The following is a 17,186-nucleotide window of genomic DNA, read 5'->3' on the forward strand; positions in this document are numbered from 1 at the left end:
TCGAAATAGAGTAAGCCGTTCACCTGCGGTTTTATTATCTCGGAATTGCGTATGGTTGGGGGTTCGCGATTCAGCCCCGTAAACCGGCATAGTTTTGGAATGGCCGGCTGATATGACGGGCATCGTGGCCCTCAGAGAGCCAAATTGATCCATTTTCTTCCGTCCCCAGATGTCCCCAGGGGATCAGTTGACGGCGCTTGCCACGAAACTGGCCCATCTACTACGTTTAGCTTGATACTCCCGACCATGACCGCGTTTTATGAAAAACCGCAGGCTTTCTACCTGCGGTTTTCTTTTTGCGTTGTTCGCTGTGGTTGAGGGTGGTGGCTTAAACGTAGTAGATGGGCGTGTTTCGTGGCGGATGGGTCACGCGGACACCCTCACGAGGCCCAAAATGATCCGTTTTCCTTCGTCTCCGGGGGCAGCTGGAGCTAGAGCTCCAACGTAAGGGTGACGGGGCAGTGGTCGCTGCCGAAGATGTCGCCGCGGATGCCGGTGTCGCGTACGTTGTCGGCGATTGCGTCGCTTACCAGGAAGTAGTCGATGCGCCAGCCGGCGTTGTTCTTGCGGGCATTAAAGCGATAGCTCCACCAGCTGTAGACGCCCTCGACGTCGGGGTTTGCCGCGCGCCAGGTATCGGTAAAACCGGCGTCGAGCAGCTCGGTAAACTTGCCGCGCTCCTCGTCCGAAAAGCCTGCGTTGCCGCGGTTGGACTTGGGGTTCTTAAGGTCGATCTCCTCGTGCGCCACGTTAAAGTCGCCGCAGGTCACGACGGGTTTGCCGGTCTCGCGCTCGAGCGCGTTCAAAAAGCCGCGGTAGGCGTCGTCCCACGCCATGCGCACGTCGATGCGGGCGAGTTCATTTTGGGCGTTGGGCGTATAGACGTCGACAAACCAAAACTTGTCGAACTCGAGCGCGCAGACGCGGCCCTCGGTTACGGTTTGGGCGACGAGTGCGGCCGCCTCACCCTCGCCGGCGTAGGGTAGCAGCGCGTCGGCGTGCAGCACGCGCAGCGGTTCCTGGCGGCTAAAGACCGCAGTGCCCGAATAGCCTTTACGCTCGGCGTAGCTCCAGGTTTGGTGATAGCCGGGCAGGTCAATATCGACCTGGCCTTCTTGCAGCTTGGTCTCTTGCAGCGCCAGGATATCGACGTCGAGTTCTTGCGCGATCTGGATAAAGCTCGGGTCCTTTTTGAGCACGGCGCGCAGGCCGTTGACGTTCCACGAGGCGAAAGTGTAAGTCTGAGGCATGGTGTCCTTTCGACGGGGTTGGCAGGCTTAAGATTAGCGCAACAGGGGCGGGGTGGGCTCCGTGGGCGACGGCGCAATCGCAGCCGCCCCGACCAACATGGACGGAGGACAAACATGACGCAAGCGATAACAGATCCCAAGCAGGCCTCCGCGGCGTTGGCGGAGCTGTTCGACACCCACGAGCGCGTGGTTTTCTTTGGCGGCGCGGGTGTTTCCACGGCAAGCGGCATTCCCGATTTCCGCAGCGTGGACGGTCTGTATCACCAGCGGTTTTCCTATCCGCCCGAGACTATGCTCTCGCACAGCTTTTACGAGACACATCCGGCGGAGTTCTTCGACTTTTACCGCACCAAGATGATCGCGCTTGGCGCCAAGCCCAACTGCTGCCACACCAAGCTGGCCGAGCTGGAGCGTGCCGGCAAGCTCGACGCCGTGGTGACGCAAAACATCGATGGCCTGCATCAGGTGGCCGGTTCACGGCGCGTGTTTGAGCTGCACGGCTCGGTCCACCGCAATATCTGCCAGACGTGCGGCGCGGTCTACAGCGCCGAATGGATTTGCGCGCGCGAGCACGAGGATGCCGTGGGCGTGCCCGTGTGTCCTGCGTGCGGCGGTCGCATCAAGCCCGATGTGGTCCTCTACGAAGAGCCGCTCGATGAGCGTGTGCTTACCGGCGCCGTTGCTGCCATCGCCGCAGCCGACGCCCTCGTCGTGGGCGGAACCTCGCTCGTAGTGTATCCGGCGGCGGGCCTCACGCGTTACTTTACTGGCGATACGCTGGCCATTTGCAATTTGGCGCCCACCGATCAGGATGCAAATGCCGACCTGCTGATTTCTTGCGACATCGCGGCCGCGTTTGCGTTCTAGCCCGTGTGCGCGGATACAATAGAAAGACTGAGTGCAAAGCGACCCCGCCGCCAGCTCCCCAAGCTCGGCGGCGTGGGCATTTTAGGAGGATGTTCATGGCGAACGACAGCAAGACATGGCGGTGCGGAAAGTATGAGCTCAGCTTTGACCGTCCGCGCATCATGGGCGTCCTCAACGTGACGCCCGATTCGTTTAGCGACGGCGGGGAGCACTTCGACCCGGATGCCGCCATCGAGTACGGCCTGGCGATGCTTGACGCCGGCGCCGACATCATCGACGTGGGCGGTGAGTCCACGCGCCCCGGCTTTACCCCGGTTAATCCCGACGAGGAGGCTCGCCGCGTGCTGCCCGTGGTGCGCGCGCTGGCCAAAGAGGGCGCCATCGTCTCGATCGACACGCGCCACGTGGCGGTTGCCAAGGCGGCCGTGCGCTGCGGCGCCTCGATCGTCAACGACGTGACGGGCTTCACCGACCCCAAGATGGTCGAGTTTGTTAAGACGAGCACCTGCGGCGTCATCGTGATGCATGCCGGCGAGGTCGCCGCGCCCGCACGCACGCACGCAACGGTGCAGCTCGATACCTCGGCTGCGGCGTTTGTTGCCGAGAAGGCGCGTGAGGCGGCTGCCGAGGCCGCGCGTGAGGCTGAGAAGCCGGCTCGCCGCCGTCGCGGCAAGTTGCTGGGCGAGCCTAAGCCGGAGGCCAAGCTTCCGGGCGGCGTGGTGCAGCCCTCGTTGCCGTTTGGCGATCCGGAGCCCGCGCCGGAGCCCACGGACGAGCAGAAGCAGGAGACGCCGGCCGCCGAGCAGGCTGCTGCCGCCGAGACCGTCGCGCCCGCGCCCGAGGCCACCGAGGCCGCATCGGAGCCCAATGACCGCCTGGCCGCCATGATGCGCCGCAGCGCCCGCCGCGAGGAAGCCTACGTGCCCACCTCGCAGCTCCGCCGCTTCACCCTGCCCGATTCGGCGCCCATCATGCGCCGCGTCATGGGCTTTCTGTCCGACCAGGCCCGCGCGCTCATCCACGCCGGCGTGTCGCGCGACCGCATCTGCATCGATCCCGGTCCGGGCTTTGGCAAGACGGCCAACGAGGACATCGTCATCCAGCGCGAGACTGCCAAGATGGCGTCACTGGGCTATCCGCTCATGTGCGCCGTATCGCGCAAGCGCTTTGTGGGCGCCGTCTCGGGCGTGACCGAGGCCGCCGAGCGCGATGCCGCTACGTTTGGCGTGTGCCTGGGCGCCATCCAGGCCGGTGCCAACATCGTGCGCGTGCACGACGCCGCGGGCTTTGCGCAGTTCCTGAACGGCTACTGGGCGGTTGCCAAGCCGCAGCCGCGCCGCGCGTTTGTGGCCGTGGGCTCCAACCTGGGGCATCGCTGTGACAACATCCGCGCCGCACGCGACATGATCGCCGAGATTCCACTCACCTGCGTGTCCAACTCCTCCAAGATCTACGAGAGCGAGCCGGCCTACGAGACGCGCCAGGACGCGTTTGCCAACGCCGTCATCGAGATTAAGACCGAGCTGGCGCCGTTGGTGCTGCTCGACGAGCTCATGAAGATCGAGGCCGAGCTGGGTCGCGACCGCTCCAAAAAGGCCAAGGCCAACGGTCCGCGCACCATCGACTTGGACCTGCTGTGGATGGACGGCGAGACCCACGGCGGCAAAAAACTGCGCCTGCCGCATCCGCTGATCGGCGAGCGTGACTTTGTGCTGGTGCCGCTCGAGGACCTGATGCACGACCCGGCGCGGTTCTTCCGCTATAACGGTGTCGAGGTCAAGGAACCCGAGGATCGCGTGGGCCATATCGTGGGCGAATTGGGGCGTATGTAGATGATCGAGATGAATGCTGTTGTCGCCGGTACCGAGCTCGACGCGGCGCGTGACGCGGGCCGCGAGGGCGTGTCCGCGGGCTGGTGCGCGTGGAGCTTGGGCGATGCTTCGCTGACGTTTTCGCTGGTTGTGCGCCCCGATGTGAACATGCATGCCTTCCACGGCCTGCCGTTTGTGGCCGCGATGGGCATGATGGACGCGCTCGTGGGCACGGCTTCGACGCCGGGGTTGGGCCTTGCCGGTAAAGTGGGTATCCAGTGGCCGAGCGATATCGTGTGCGGTGCGCCTGCGTTTGAGGCGTCGCTCGCGCGTGTTGCCGTGAACGGCGGTGCCGGTGCTGCGGGCATGTTTGCCGCGGTGACGGTTGATATTGAGCGTGCGGCGCTGGGTGAGCTTGGCGTGGATATGGCAGATGAGGCGCTGATCGAGGCATTGGCCGCCGCTGTGCTGACCCGCGTTGACGCCTGGGCGGTTGCCGCCAACACGCCGCAGGGCGCTGCCGGCCCGCTGGCTCCGGTGCTGGGCGAGTACTTTGACATGGTGCCACTGCTGGGTCGTCAGGTCGCGGCGGTGTCGCCCAACGGCTTGCCGCTCGCAGTCGGTGTGTTTGCGGGCCTGGACATCTGGGGCCGCGCGACCATCAAGACCGATGCCGGCGAGCAGGAGTTTCCGCCCGAGGCCGTACGGATTCGCGGACTGTAACGCGAGGCGCCCGCGCTCAAAGATAACGATGACAACGAAGCCCTCTTCGGCCTGTGCCGGGGAGGGTTTCGCCTATCTGGTGAATGGGTTGCCAGCACCCTATTCCTCAAAACTGAAAATCTTTCGATTTTGAGGAATAGAATTAAGCCAGCTCGGCCTTTAACGAGGTATATTCGTTGCAGAGTCTATTCCTCAAAACTGAATAATTTTCGTTTTTGAGGAATAGCGATAGAAGACCGCAGGGAGGCACCAATGAAACTCATCAATAGAACGTCATATATGGACACGTTGACGAGCCTTATTGGCGTACCGGACATCAAGGTCATAACGGGCATTCGCCGTAGCGGTAAGTCAAAATTGCTCGAGGCCCTCCGCGATTACGTGGAGGCAAATCTGTCCAATTCGAATGTCATCCATATCAATTACAACCTCGACGAGTTCGAGGGCCTGCTCGAATATCATGCCCTGCTCGCCTATGTGAAAGAGCATCGAGTGTCCGACAAGCAAAACTTCCTGCTTATCGACGAGGTTCAGATGTGCGACGGCTTTGAACGCGCGATCAACAGCCTCCATGCATCCGAGCAGTACGACATCTTCATCACCGGATCGAACGCCTTTTTGCTGTCGAGCGATCTGTCGACGCTCTTTACGGGGCGTACGTTCGAGATCGAGGTTTTCCCATTCTCGTTTGAGGAGTATCGCTTCTATAGTGACGAGGGCGAGGTCGATCGCGACTTCGATGGGTACGCGAGAACCGGCGGTATGTCCGGCTCTTACCCTTATCCACTGCAGGAGCAGCGCTACCAATATCTCTCCAATGTCTTCAAAACGCTCATCGTGAGGGATATCGTGCAGCGGCATAACGTGAGAAACGAATCGGCACTGCTGCGCATTGCCGATTACATGATGGACAACGTCTCCAACATAACGTCGGCACGCAACATTACGGATGTTTTGAACGCAGATGGGCTAAAGATAACGAACAAAACGGTCGGTGCGTACATGGGGTACCTGTGCGATGCGTTTGCCTTCTATAAAGTTCGCCGGTTCGACATTCGCGGTAAAAAATACCTTAAGAGCGGCGAGAAGTATTACCTGGCAGACCACGCGTTCAAATACGCACTGCTTGGTACACGTGATATGGATTGGGGACGCGTATACGAGAACATGGTGGCCATCGAGCTGCTGCGCCGCGGATACGAGGTATACGTCGGTGTGCTCTATAAAAAGGAAATAGACTTTGTAGCAATCAAGCGAAGCGAGAAGCTCTACATTCAGGTGAGCGACGACATCAGCTCGGATAAGACATTTGAACGCGAGATTTCACCACTGCTGAGCATTGGCGACGCGTACCCCAAGATGATTCTCGCCCGCACGCATCACGAGGCCACGGACCGCAATGGGGTGCAGATCGTGGACCTGGCGAGGTGGTTGTGCGGCGAGGCTTAGCAAAAGGTCCTATTCCTCAAAAACGAAAAAATTTCGATTTTGAGGAATAGGACCGATGCGTTGCCTAGTTCGCCGCTCGCGCTCGACTTAAACCCCGCCTTACCCCAGCTTCTGCATGCGGCGGTAGATTTCGCAGATGCCTTTGATGGTGAGCTGGCCGTCGACTATGTCGAAGGCATCAGTCGAATCGGCGACGATGCTGGCGAGGCCGCCCGTGGCGATAACGGTGGCGTCCTCGCGCCCCAGCTCGCGCTTCATGCGCGTGACCAGGCCCTCGGCCATGGCGGCGGCGCCCGTTACGGCGCCGACCTTGATGCACTCCTCGGTATCGCGGCCGATGGCATGCTCGGGCGCCTCGAGCGGCACGCTGGCGAGCTTGGCGGCTCGGGCGGCGAGCGCGTCCATGGAGATGCGGATACCCGGCGCGATCGCTCCGCCAATGTAATAACCGTCCTCGTCGATGACGTCGATATTGGTTGCGGTGCCAAAGTCCACCACGATCGCTGGGGCGCCGTAGAAGGTCTCGGCAGCGACGGCGTTGGCGATGCGGTCGGCACCAACGGCCTGGGGGCGTGCCGCCCGCAGCTTGGTCACGGCCGCCGTCTGCGGCCCGATGACGATGGCGTCTGCCGCGATGCGGTTGGCCACGGCGTGCCACTCGCACGAAAGCTGTGGCACCACGCCGGCAAAGGCGATCGCGTCGACCGCGCCGAGCGAGAGGTCGTACATCTTAAAGAAACCCATCAGGCGCACGTGGATCTCGTCGGCGGTATAGGAGCGGTCGGTGGGCATACGCCACGACTGCACCAGCTCGTCTCCGTCAAACAGGCCCATGGCCGTCTGCGTGTTTCCCATATCGATAGCGAGCAGCATGTCTACTCCAGGTGTCGGCGTAAAAGGACGCGCACCATTGTATACGTGCCGCCGGCGGCGCTCGGCTGCGATTCGTTCACGGTGATAGGGGCTGAGGGGTTCTAAATATGAAGGAATTATGCTCTACGAGATTTTCCTTGCCGCTTACCGAACTCCCGCGTAATATTCTTTCTTGCGCACATGAGGCGTCCAGACATTGCGGGGTGGAGCAGTCTGGTAGCTCGCCGGGCTCATAACCCGGAGGTCGTAGGTTCAAATCCTGCCCCCGCGACCAAGAACTTGCAGCTCGTCGGCCTAGCCGGCGAGCTTTTTTGTTATTCCGGGACTGTTTTCTCAGTCCAATTTCCAGCCTCTCAAACATAATCTCGATCTGTAACAGGTGGACCCGATTTGGGCGGCTAGGTGTTACAGATTGAGATCTTTCGGCAGGACGGTCTCAGTTTGTCTAAATCTGTAACACGAGGGACGGATTTTGCCGAGTTGTTGTTACAGATTGAGATTTTCTTGCAGGCGGGTCCCGTTTGTCTCGATTTGTAACATCTGGGGCCCATTTTGCCGAGTAACTGTTACAGATCTAGATCTTTCGGCAGACGGGATTGGTTTGTCTCAATCTGTAACAGGTAGGGGTCAAAAGTGGGTCCAGATGTTACAGATCTAGATTGTTAGGGATGGGTCGAGAGGAATGTCTCGATCTGTAACATCTAGGGTCGTTTTTGGCCTGTAGATGTTACAGATTGAGATTTTCCGCCGGGACGGTTTCGGTTTGTCTCGATCTGTAACAGTTGCTCGGCAAAATAGGGTCTTACTGTTACAGATTGAGACAAACCGGCAGCCGGCCCCGCCCCATCCACCTGCCGCTACCTGCTATCTGCCGATTTCCGTTGCGTCGCCGTGCTCCCATGTCATATCCTCTAGACAACTACGCGGCAACATCGCCGCCGCGCCTACAAGAGAGGAATGTCCATGACCGCACCCGCATCCAAACTGCTCCAGCCCATTACGGTTGGCCCCCTTGAGCTTAAAAACCGCATTATGTTCCCGCCGCTGACCACCGGCTACGAGGAGCGCGACGGTTCCATTGGCGAGCGCAGCCTGGCTTTTTACGAGCGCCTGGCCCGTGGCGGCGTGAGCTACATCGTCATCGGCGACGTTGCTCCTGTTATGACCGCAAGCCCCACGCCCAAGTTAGCGACCGACGCCCAGATCCCCACGTTTAAGGCGCTGGCCGACGCCGTTCACAAGCACGGCGCCAAGGTCGCGCTGCAGCTGTTCCACCCCGAGTACGACGTGCCCGGTGTCGGCCGCATGGTCATGGGTTCCATGGCCGCCGCCAAGGCCGCGCAGGAGGCCAAGGCCGCCGGCGACGAGGAGACCTTTGCCGCCAAGATGGCCGAGTCCAACGAGATCCGCAAGCAGGCCTACGCCAAGTTGCACCACGATATGCAGCACTTTGTGAACGAGGCGAGCGTAGAGCAGCTCACCCAGATCAAGGAGGCCATCGCCGCCTCGGCCGCTCGCGCGCAGCAGGCCGGCATTGACGCCATCGAGGTCCACGGCGACCGCTTGGTGGGTTCGCTATGTTCGGCCATCCTCAACAAGCGTACCGACGAGTACGGCGGTTCGTTCGAGAACCGCGTTCGCTATGCGCTCGAGGTCGTCGCCGCCATTAAGGAAGCCGCGCCGCAGCTGATGGTGGAGTACAAGCTCCCCGTGATCATGGAGAACCCCGACGGCACGCCGCGCGGCAAGGGTGGCCTGCAGCCCGACGAGGCCTGCGAGTTCGCCAAGCTGCTCGAGGGCGCGGGCATCGACATGATCCAGGTCGCGCAGGCCAACCACACCGGCAACATGGGCGACACCATTCCGCCCATGGGTGCCATGCCCTACAACTGGACGCTGCCGGTGGCCGAGCGCGTCAAGGCCCTGGTCTCCGTGCCGGTGGCCACCGTCGGCCGTGTTGTTTCGGTCGAGGCCGGCGAGAAGATTCTTGAGGACGGCGCGGCCGACATTATCGCCTATGGCCGCTCGCTCATGTGCGACCCCGACATTGCGCTGAAGGCCGCGACCGGCGAGCCCATCCGCGAGTGCCTCAACTGCAACAAGGGCTGCGTCGATGCGATTCAAAACCGCAAGTACATCTCGTGCGTGCTCAACGCCGAGAACGGCGACGAGGCGACCATCGCCATTAAGCCGGGCGAGGGCGACAAGAAGATCGCCGTGGTGGGCGGCGGTATTGCCGGCCTGGAGGCCGCACGCGTGGCGGCCAAGCGCGGCTACGACGTGACCGTCTATGAGGCGAGCGATCACTTGGGCGGCCAGATTGTGCTGGCGGCCGCGCCTCCGCGCAAGGATGAGATTATGCGCTCGGTCGAGTACTACGAGAAGATTCTGCCCGGCCTGGGCGTGAAGGTTGAGCTCAACCATGCCGCTCGCCCCGCGGACCTCAACGCCGCCGACGCCGCGATTGTGGCCGTGGGCGCGCATGACGTGGTCATCCCCGTTCCGGGCGCCGACTCGGAGAAGGTCGTCTCGAGCTGGGACGTGCTGGCCGGCAAGGTGGAGCTCAGCGGGCGCGTCGCCGTCATTGGCGGTGGCCTGGTGGGTATCGAGACTGCCGAGTACCTGCTGCAGCACGGCTGCGAGGTGGCGATTGTCGAGATGCTCGACAAGATTGCCGCTGGCGAGTCCGAGACCATTCTGCCGCTGATCATGAGCGACTTTGCCGCCCACAACGTGGAACAGCACGTTAAGACCCGCCTGACCGCCATTACCGACGAGGGCGTGGAGGCCGTGCACACCACCGAGGACGGTGCCGAGGAGCCGGTGAAGATCGCCTGCGATTACGTGGTGATGGCCGTGGGCTCCAAGGCCAACGCGTTTGACCTGGATGGCGTGACGGTGCCCGTGACCTGCGTGGGCGACTGCTCGGGCGAGCGCACCGCCGACATCGCGAGCGCCATTCGCACGGCGTATCATGCGGCCAACGAGCTGTAGCTGAACATCGCGGCCAGGCGGGACGGTAGCACGGATCCGTCTCGCCCGGCTGTGTCCCGTCGGGTGTCAACCGGTGCGGGGCCTGCAAGCGCAGCAGGCCCCGCCCTTTTTGTTTTGCTCCGGTGGATGGCAATGCGCGGTAATCATGAGGAGTAAGGACGTCTACTGCCTTGCCGATTACTCAAAATAATTGGGGGAGGGGTTAATAATCATATCCGCTATAGCAAAGGACATAAAGAGATGCCAACTTTGTTGACAAGCGAATGACGATTGGCTGCGAGTCAGCTACCAGCGTAAATAATCGATAAAGAAATGTCGTAAATTGGTGCCAAATGCCCAGATAACACCGCGTCTATTTTAATTAACTGCTTTGAGCAAACAGTAAAATGCTACTATCTAACTTGCACGTAAGAAAGCAGATTAACGGTTAAGGCTAAGAAGTGGCAGGTATGTCGGAAGCAACTAGGACTCGCACGCATGCGCCCGAGGTTAGGCAGCGCGCCGTCGAGGTCCTCCAAGAGGGGGTCGGTCATCGCGCCCTCGCCGCGGAGCTTGGCATTCCCCAGGCCACGGCTCGTCAGTGGGCCCGCGCGTATGCCGTGGGCGGTGCCGACGCCGTTCTCAACGCCGGTTCGCATCATCACACCTATTCGTACGAAGTTAAGCTCGCCGTGGTCAAGGACCGCTTGGAAAACGGCTTAACGGTTCGCGAGGCCATGATCAAGCACAAGATTCCCAGCGAGTCTTCGGTCAAGGCTTGGTGCCGCCAGTATCGCGAGAGCGGTGAGTCCGCGCTGGTTGATAAGCCGCGCGGTCGCAAGCCGCGCGTTAAAAAAGCGGAATAGCGAACGGGATGGTGCGCCCACAGGGGCGCATTTTTCTTGCCGCGCCAACTTTTTGGACCGTCGTGAGCCTACTGGAACATCCTCCAAAGTGGTTAATAAACCGCGCGCAGTGGCCCGTGCGCCCGCCGCCGCGATAGGGGGAGCGTCGCCTCTCTGCTCCAAAGCGGACAGACTCCTTACCCCGTACGCCTAAAACTCCCCAGTTGACCGAAAACCCGCCGTCGCTACTCCTCAACTGAGCTATAACGTTAAACAATTGCAGCGTTTTTGCATGGGGGAGTGATGGTATGACGCTACTGTATTTCCTTACCCTGTTTCCGCTGGTACCGGCGCTGGGCATGCTGCTCGCGCGCGGTGACCGCGCCCGCGATGCGGTAGGGCTTGTAGGCTCCGGCATTATTATGGCGGTGACAGTTGTAGTCGCCGTCATGTTTTTTGGCACGGGTCCTCAGAGCTTTGAGGTCGCCCCCGGCACCTCGCATGTGCTCTCGATCATCAGCTCCGTCATCGACGTAATTCTGTGCGCCGTCATCCTGTACAACGCGTTCAAATATAGGAACGCGCTTACCGGTGTGCTCGGCGTGGTGCAGCTGGTGGGCTCGCTCGCCTTTGCAGCTATGACGCTGCCCGCGACCGAAGCCGTCACGGCAACGCCGCTCTACCTGGATTACATGAGTGTGATCATGGTGCTTGCCGTCGGCATTGTCGGCAGCCTTATCTGCGTGTACGCCCTGGGCTACATGAAGGACTTCCAGGCCCACGACGAGCACGAGGCCGCGCTGCGCGGGCAGGCGGCGCCCGACCGACGCCCGCAGTTCCTGGCGCTTATGTTCCTGTTCCTCTCGGCCATGTTCGTCATCGTGACAAGCGACAACCTTGAGTGGCTGTTCTGTGGCTGGGAAATCACCACCGTGTGCTCGTTCCTCATGATTGGCTACACGCGCACGCCCGAGGCCATAAAAAACGCTTTCACCCAGATCATCCTCAACATGCTGGGCGGCATCGCGTTTTTGGCCGGACTCATATACCTGCACGTTAACGGCATGCCGCTGACCATCTCAGGCATGATCGAGCTTTCCGGCGCCGGAACCGCGCAATCCGCGCTGCTGGTCATGCCGGTCCTGTTGCTGTCGCTTGCCGCGCTCACCAAGGCCGCGCAGATGCCGTTCCACACTTGGCTGTTGGGTGCCATGGTTGCCCCCACGCCCACGAGCGCCCTGCTGCACTCGTCCACCATGGTCAAAGCCGGCGTGTTCCTGATGGTCAAGCTGAGCCCGCTCTATGCCATCTATCCCGTGACCGGCTTTATGGTCACGAGTGTGGGTGCCATCACGTTTTTGCTCGCTGCCCTCATGGCCATCTCGCAGAGCAACGCCAAACGCGTGCTCGCGTACTCCACCATCTCCAACTTGGGCCTTATCAGCGCCTGCCTGGGCGTCGGCGCGCCCGAGGCCGTGTGGGCCGCGATCTTCCTGATCCTGTTCCACACGGTGGCCAAGTCGCTGCTGTTCCTGTGCGTAGGCACGGCCGAGCATCATATCGGCAGCCGCAATATCGAGGACATGGACGGCATGTTCAGCCGCATGCCGCACCTGACGCGCCTGATGATGCTGGGCATTATGGGCATGTTCGTGGCCCCGTTTGGCATGCTCGTGTCCAAGTGGGGCGCCCTGGTGGCGTTTGCGCAGACCGGCAACGTGCTCATGATCATGGTGCTTGCCTTTGGCTCGGCCGCGACGTTCTTCTTCTGGGGCAAGTGGCTTGCCAAGCTTTCGGGCGTCGACCCCACGGCTCAAAACGTTGAGGTCAATGTCCATAAGACCGAATGGGTGGCCCTCAACACCATCGCCGCGCTGCTGATTCTGTGCTGCGTGGCGTTCCCGGTTATCTCGAGCGGTCTGGTGTCGCCTTACTTGGCCATGGTGTTTGGCCGCGTGCCGTACGTTATTGGCAAGGATGCCATGTATCTGATGGTGGTTATCGTGGCTTTTATCGCCGTGGTGCTGCTGACTTCATTCCGCGTGAGCAACAAACCGCACGTAAACGTATATCTTTCGGGCGTGGGAACCGACAATTACCGCCATTTCCGCGGCTCGATGGGACACGAGGTGAAGGCCGAAAAGCGCAATTGGTACTCGGAGGACGCCCTTGGCGAGAAGCGTATTGGCCCCGCGGGTAGCGTCGTGTGCTGCAGCATTATCTTGTTTGCGCTGCTGTGTTGCGCGTGGATTGGGCCCGAGAGACTTGCCATGAGTGCGCCCTCGGTGCTGCGCGGTAAGTATTTTGAAGGTTCGGGTGTCGTGGGCATATTTATTGGTACCGTGGCGTTTGCCTTGATTGCGCCGCTTGTGGGTGGCCTGATCGACGGCCTTGACCGCAAGCTTTCGGCCCGCATGCAGGGCCGTGTGGGCCCGCGCCTGCTGCAACCGTTCTACGACGTTGCCAAGCTGCTGCGCAAGGCTCCTGCCAGCGTAAACACCATGGACGATACCTATATGGCATGTGCGCTCATCTTTACCGTGGTAGGCGGCGGCATCTTTGTGTCGGGTTCCAACACGCTGCTGTGTGCTTTTATGGTGACGCTCGCCGCGATCTTTGTGGTGCTGGCGTCCGCCTCGACGCAAAGCCCGTTTGCGCAGGTCGGCGCCGATCGCGAGTTGCTGCAGGTTATGAGCTACGAGCCCGCCGTTCTGCTGATGAGCGTGGGCCTGTATCTCGCCACCGATAGCTTTGATTCCATCGCCGTGACCGGGCAGTCGGCGCCCATCATCGTGTACAGTGCGCCCATTTTCCTTGCGCTGCTCGCGGTGCTCACCATCAAGCTGCGTAAGTCGCCGTTTGACCTTTCGTACTCGCATCACGCGCATCAGGAGATTGTCCAGGGCGTCGCCACCGAGATGAGCGGCAGCACGCTGGCCAAGATGACCCTTATGCACTGGTGCGAGACCGTGCTGTTTTTGATGTGGGTGGGCATGTTCTTTGTTTGGGACAACCCGGTGAGCTGGGTGGTCGCCCTGGTCGTCATGGCCGCGACGTATTTTGTCGAGGTGCTGATCGACAACACCTTCGCCCGTAGCACCTGGCGCAGCTGCTTTAAGCTCGGCTGGGGCGTGGCGCTGGTGTTTGGCCTGCTCAACCTTATGCCCATCCTCGTCGACGTGTTTATTTAGGAGGCGGCATCCATGGATTATAAAATGTCGCGCTCGCCGTGGGTTATTCATTACGACGGCTCGAGCTGCAACGGATGCGATATCGAGGTGCTTGCTTCGCTCACGCCACTGTTCGACGCGGAGCGCTTTGGCGTGGTCAACACCGGCAACCCCAAGCATGCGGATATCTTTTTGGTGACGGGGTCGGTCAATGCCCAGAACCTGCCCGTCGTGCGCCAGATCTACAACCAGATGCTCGAGCCCAAGTGCGTGGTGGCCTGCGGCATCTGCGCGTGTTCGGGCGGCGTATTCCGCGATGCCTATAACGTGATCGGCGGCGTGGACCGCGCAATCCCCGTGGACGTGTACGCGCCCGGGTGTGCCATTCGCCCCGAGACCATGATCGATGCCATCGTGGAGGCGTGCGGCATCCTGGACCAGAAGGAGGCCGTGATGCGCGCCGGCGGCGATCCGCTTACCGTGGGCGGTGCCGCTACCTGGGACGGTGGTGTTGAGCTGGGCGAGGACGGGTTTGTGGCCGCGGCTGAGGCCGGCGACGCGCCCGCCGCTGGCGACGCACCTGCTGGGACACCCGCCGCTGCAAAGGAGGCCGAGTAATGCAAAAGGCTATCTATACCACCGTTGGGATCGACGAGCTCCTGTCGCATGTCCAGGCGCTCAAGGGCGTCGGCGCGCGCTTTGTGCAAATGCACACCGAGCGCAACGTCGACGACGGCTCGTATCGCTTGGTCTATACGTTTATCAACGTTCACGCTGCTCAGGAACATATTGCGCAGGACGGCAGCTATGCGATCGAGAATCTGGTGGTTGAGGGCATCGACCAGTACCAGGAGATTCCGTCCATCAGCTCGTATTACCCCGCGGTGTTCCCATTTGAAAATGAGGCCCACGACCTGTTTGGTCTTGCCATTACCGATATGCAGATCGACTTTAAGGGCTTTTTCTACCAGGTTTCGACTGCCGAGCCCATGAGCGTTATCACGCCCGAGGTGAAGGCCGCGCGCGAGAAGGCCATGAAGGTCCGCGCGGCTGCCGAGGCCAAGGCGCGCAAGGCCGCTGCCGAGAAGGCCGCCGCGGCTGCGGCTGCTGCAGGGGAGGGCGTTGCGGGCGCCGGCGATGCCGCGGGCGCCGCTGCTCAGCCCGCTGCGGCTGCCGGCTCCGATACTCAGCACGATGGGGCTGCTGCGAAGGCGGCGCTCAAGGCCGCCGAGATGGAGGCAAAGCTCGCCGCCATGGATCCCGAGAAAGCGGCCAAGGTCCGCGCGGCGCTTGCCGCCAAGGCCGCCCGCGACAAGCAGAAAAAGGAGGCGTAAGGTCCATGGCACATCGCTCCGTTATTCCGTTTGGCCCGCAGCACCCGGTGCTGCCCGAGCCGCTTCATCTGGACCTGGTGATCGAAGACGACCGCGTCATCGAGGCAATTCCGCAGATCGGCTTTGTGCACCGCGGACTCGAGAAGCTCACCGAAAAGCGCGACATGCATCAGTTTGGCTACATCGCCGAGCGCATCTGCGGCATCTGCGCCGTGGGCCATAGCTGCGGCTACGCCAGCGCCTGCGAGCGTATGCTCGGCATCGAGGTGCCTGGTCGCGTGCAGTATATCCGCACCATTCTGCATGAGCTTTCGCGCATTCATTCGCATCTGCTGTGGTTGGGTCTGCTTGCCGATGCCTTTGGTTTTGAGGCGCTGTTCTATCGTTCGTGGACCCTGCGCGAGCAGATTCTCAAGATCTTTGAGAGCACTTGCGGCGGCCGCGTGATTTTGTCGATCAACGAAATCGGCGGCCTTAAACACGACATTGAGGACTCTGAGCTGGCGGGCATTGTCCAGGCGCTCGATGCCATGCGCCCCGACTACGAGGCCCTGGTGCATACGTTTTTGGACGACAATAGCTGCGGCGAGCGCCTGCATGGCGTGGGCGTGATCAGCAAGAAGGACGCGCTGGAGCTTTCGATGGTCGGCCCGTTTGGGCGCGCCTCGGGCGTGGACTACGACGTGCGCATGTTCGGCGACGGTGCCTATGCGGACCTGGCTGCGTTTGAGCCCATCGTTGCTACCGATGGCGATTGCTATGCCCGCTGCCAGGTGCGTTGCGCCGAGGTCACGCAGGCCATGGACATCATCAAGGAGCTTGTGGGCAAGATTCCGCACGACGGGATCGGCGGGCGCGCCAAGCTTACGCCGGCCGACGGCGCACGCGGCGAGGTTGTGATTGAGCAGCCGCGCGGCGAGGCGTATTACTATGTGCGCGGCAACGGCACCAAGAACTTGGACCGTTTTCGCGTGCGCACGCCGACGTCGCAAAATCTGGCGGGTCTGACGCATGCGCTGCAGGGCGTGCTCATTGCCAACGTGCCCATGATTATCCTGACCATCGACCCCTGTATTAGCTGCACGGAAAGGTAGGCGCGGCATGAGTTTGCTGACATTTGCCAAGACGGCCTTGGGTTCTATGGTCAAGCAGCCGGTAACGGTGTGCTATCCGCAGGAGAAGCTCGCGGCACCCGAGCGCCTGCGCGGGCATATCGTCAACGATATGGACGTGTGCATCTGCTGCGGCATGTGCGCGCGCCGTTGCCCGGCGGGTGCACTTGCGGTCGATCGCAAGGGCGGAATGTGGTCGATTGACCCGTATGCCTGCGTGGTGTGCGGTGAGTGCATCGAGAGCTGCCCCAAGCACTGCCTGACTATGGACACCGCCCGCACTCCAGTCGCAGCGGACAAGACTCCCACGGTGGAAACCAAACCGGAATAGGGCTGGGATAGGGGCCGATGGGGCAAATGCCCCACCGGCCCCGCGCTTAAACGAGCGGTGGAGCCGCCGCGAACAAAACTATGCCGGATTACGGGGCTGGATAGCGAACCTCCGACCATACAGAAAATCGCAAAAACAAAACCTCAGGTAATTAGCCTGCCGTTTTTCAAAAAATGGTGGTATGGATAAGGGCCCCGACATTAGCCCCGTAATCCGGCATAGTTTTGAAATACCACCATATCCGTAGCATCCCTTGATCTCCCGTGGACAGAGGGAAACGGATCATTTTGGCCTTGCGAGGGCTGCCGCGTGACCCGTCTGCCACGAAATGGGCCCATCTACTACGTTTAGGCCGCTACCCTCAACCATAACGAACAACGCAAAAACAAAACCGCAGGTAAAATGCCTGCGGTTTTTCATGAAATGCGGCTATGGTCAGGGGTATCGG

13 protein-coding genes and 1 tRNA gene are annotated in these 17,186 nt (G+C 61.1%); 12 read left to right on the forward strand and 2 right to left on the reverse strand.

Annotated elements, in window-relative coordinates:
- Window positions 1-431 precede the first annotated feature (431 nt).
- Entirely contained in the window at window positions 432-1,250 is an 819-nt protein-coding gene (locus DXD48_RS03760) for an exodeoxyribonuclease III (RefSeq protein ID WP_117564051.1), read from the reverse strand.
- 114 nt (window positions 1,251-1,364) lie between these two features.
- On the opposite strand from DXD48_RS03760, the gene DXD48_RS03765 reads away from it, so the two are divergent.
- From DXD48_RS03765 to DXD48_RS03780, 4 genes are all read left to right on the forward strand, one after another.
- Window positions 1,365-2,117 carry an NAD-dependent protein deacylase gene (locus tag DXD48_RS03765; RefSeq protein WP_117564052.1) on the forward strand — a complete coding sequence of 251 codons (753 nt, stop codon included), beginning with the start codon at window positions 1,365-1,367 and terminating at the stop codon, window positions 2,115-2,117.
- 95 nt (window positions 2,118-2,212) lie between these two features.
- Complete coding sequence (folP, locus tag DXD48_RS03770; protein ID WP_117564053.1) at window positions 2,213-3,949, forward strand: dihydropteroate synthase; 1,737 nt, start codon at window positions 2,213-2,215, stop codon at window positions 3,947-3,949.
- Window positions 3,950-4,651: a hypothetical protein gene (locus DXD48_RS03775; protein ID WP_117564054.1), complete on the forward strand. Its 702-nt coding sequence runs from the start codon at window positions 3,950-3,952 to the stop codon at window positions 4,649-4,651.
- A 252-nt stretch (window positions 4,652-4,903) separates the two neighbouring features.
- Window positions 4,904-6,100, forward strand: a complete 1,197-nt coding sequence (locus tag DXD48_RS03780) for an ATP-binding protein (protein WP_117564055.1) — start codon at window positions 4,904-4,906, stop codon at window positions 6,098-6,100.
- 99 nt (window positions 6,101-6,199) lie between these two features.
- Here the strand turns inward: DXD48_RS03780 and DXD48_RS03785 are convergent, their stop codons facing one another.
- A complete protein-coding gene (locus DXD48_RS03785) occupies window positions 6,200-6,973 on the reverse strand; it encodes a type III pantothenate kinase (protein ID WP_117564056.1) in 774 nt (257 codons plus the stop codon).
- A 197-nt stretch (window positions 6,974-7,170) separates the two neighbouring features.
- On the opposite strand from DXD48_RS03785, the gene DXD48_RS03790 reads away from it, so the two are divergent.
- The 8 genes from DXD48_RS03790 to DXD48_RS03825 all read left to right on the forward strand — a co-directional run bounded on the left by DXD48_RS03790 (window position 7,171) and on the right by DXD48_RS03825 (window position 16,738).
- A tRNA-Met gene (locus DXD48_RS03790) sits at window positions 7,171-7,247 on the forward strand.
- A gap of 689 nt (window positions 7,248-7,936) precedes the next feature.
- Entirely contained in the window at window positions 7,937-9,967 is a 2,031-nt protein-coding gene (bilR, locus tag DXD48_RS03795) for a bilirubin reductase, long form (RefSeq protein WP_233506756.1), read from the forward strand.
- Between the two features lie 449 nt (window positions 9,968-10,416).
- Window positions 10,417-10,812, forward strand: a complete 396-nt coding sequence (locus DXD48_RS03800) for a helix-turn-helix domain-containing protein (RefSeq protein ID WP_117564058.1) — start codon at window positions 10,417-10,419, stop codon at window positions 10,810-10,812.
- Window positions 10,813-11,099: 287 nt separating this feature from the next.
- A complete protein-coding gene (locus DXD48_RS03805) occupies window positions 11,100-13,982 on the forward strand; it encodes a proton-conducting transporter membrane subunit (protein WP_117564059.1) in 2,883 nt (960 codons plus the stop codon).
- Between the two features lie 12 nt (window positions 13,983-13,994).
- A complete protein-coding gene (locus tag DXD48_RS03810) occupies window positions 13,995-14,579 on the forward strand; it encodes an NADH-quinone oxidoreductase subunit B family protein (RefSeq protein ID WP_117564060.1) in 585 nt (194 codons plus the stop codon).
- Window positions 14,579-15,295, forward strand: coding sequence for an NADH-quinone oxidoreductase subunit C (locus DXD48_RS10090; protein WP_089573465.1), 717 nt, complete (start codon window positions 14,579-14,581; stop codon window positions 15,293-15,295). Before DXD48_RS03810 ends, DXD48_RS10090 begins: the two co-directional genes overlap by 1 nt.
- A gap of 5 nt (window positions 15,296-15,300) precedes the next feature.
- Window positions 15,301-16,389, forward strand: coding sequence for a nickel-dependent hydrogenase large subunit (locus tag DXD48_RS03820; RefSeq protein WP_117564061.1), 1,089 nt, complete (start codon window positions 15,301-15,303; stop codon window positions 16,387-16,389).
- 7 nt (window positions 16,390-16,396) lie between these two features.
- Window positions 16,397-16,738, forward strand: a complete 342-nt coding sequence (locus DXD48_RS03825) for a 4Fe-4S dicluster domain-containing protein (RefSeq protein WP_117564062.1) — start codon at window positions 16,397-16,399, stop codon at window positions 16,736-16,738.
- The last annotated feature ends 448 nt before the right edge of the window (window positions 16,739-17,186 follow it).

The organism is Collinsella sp. TM05-37 (assembly GCF_003436455.1).
GTDB lineage: Bacteria > Actinomycetota > Coriobacteriia > Coriobacteriales > Coriobacteriaceae > Collinsella.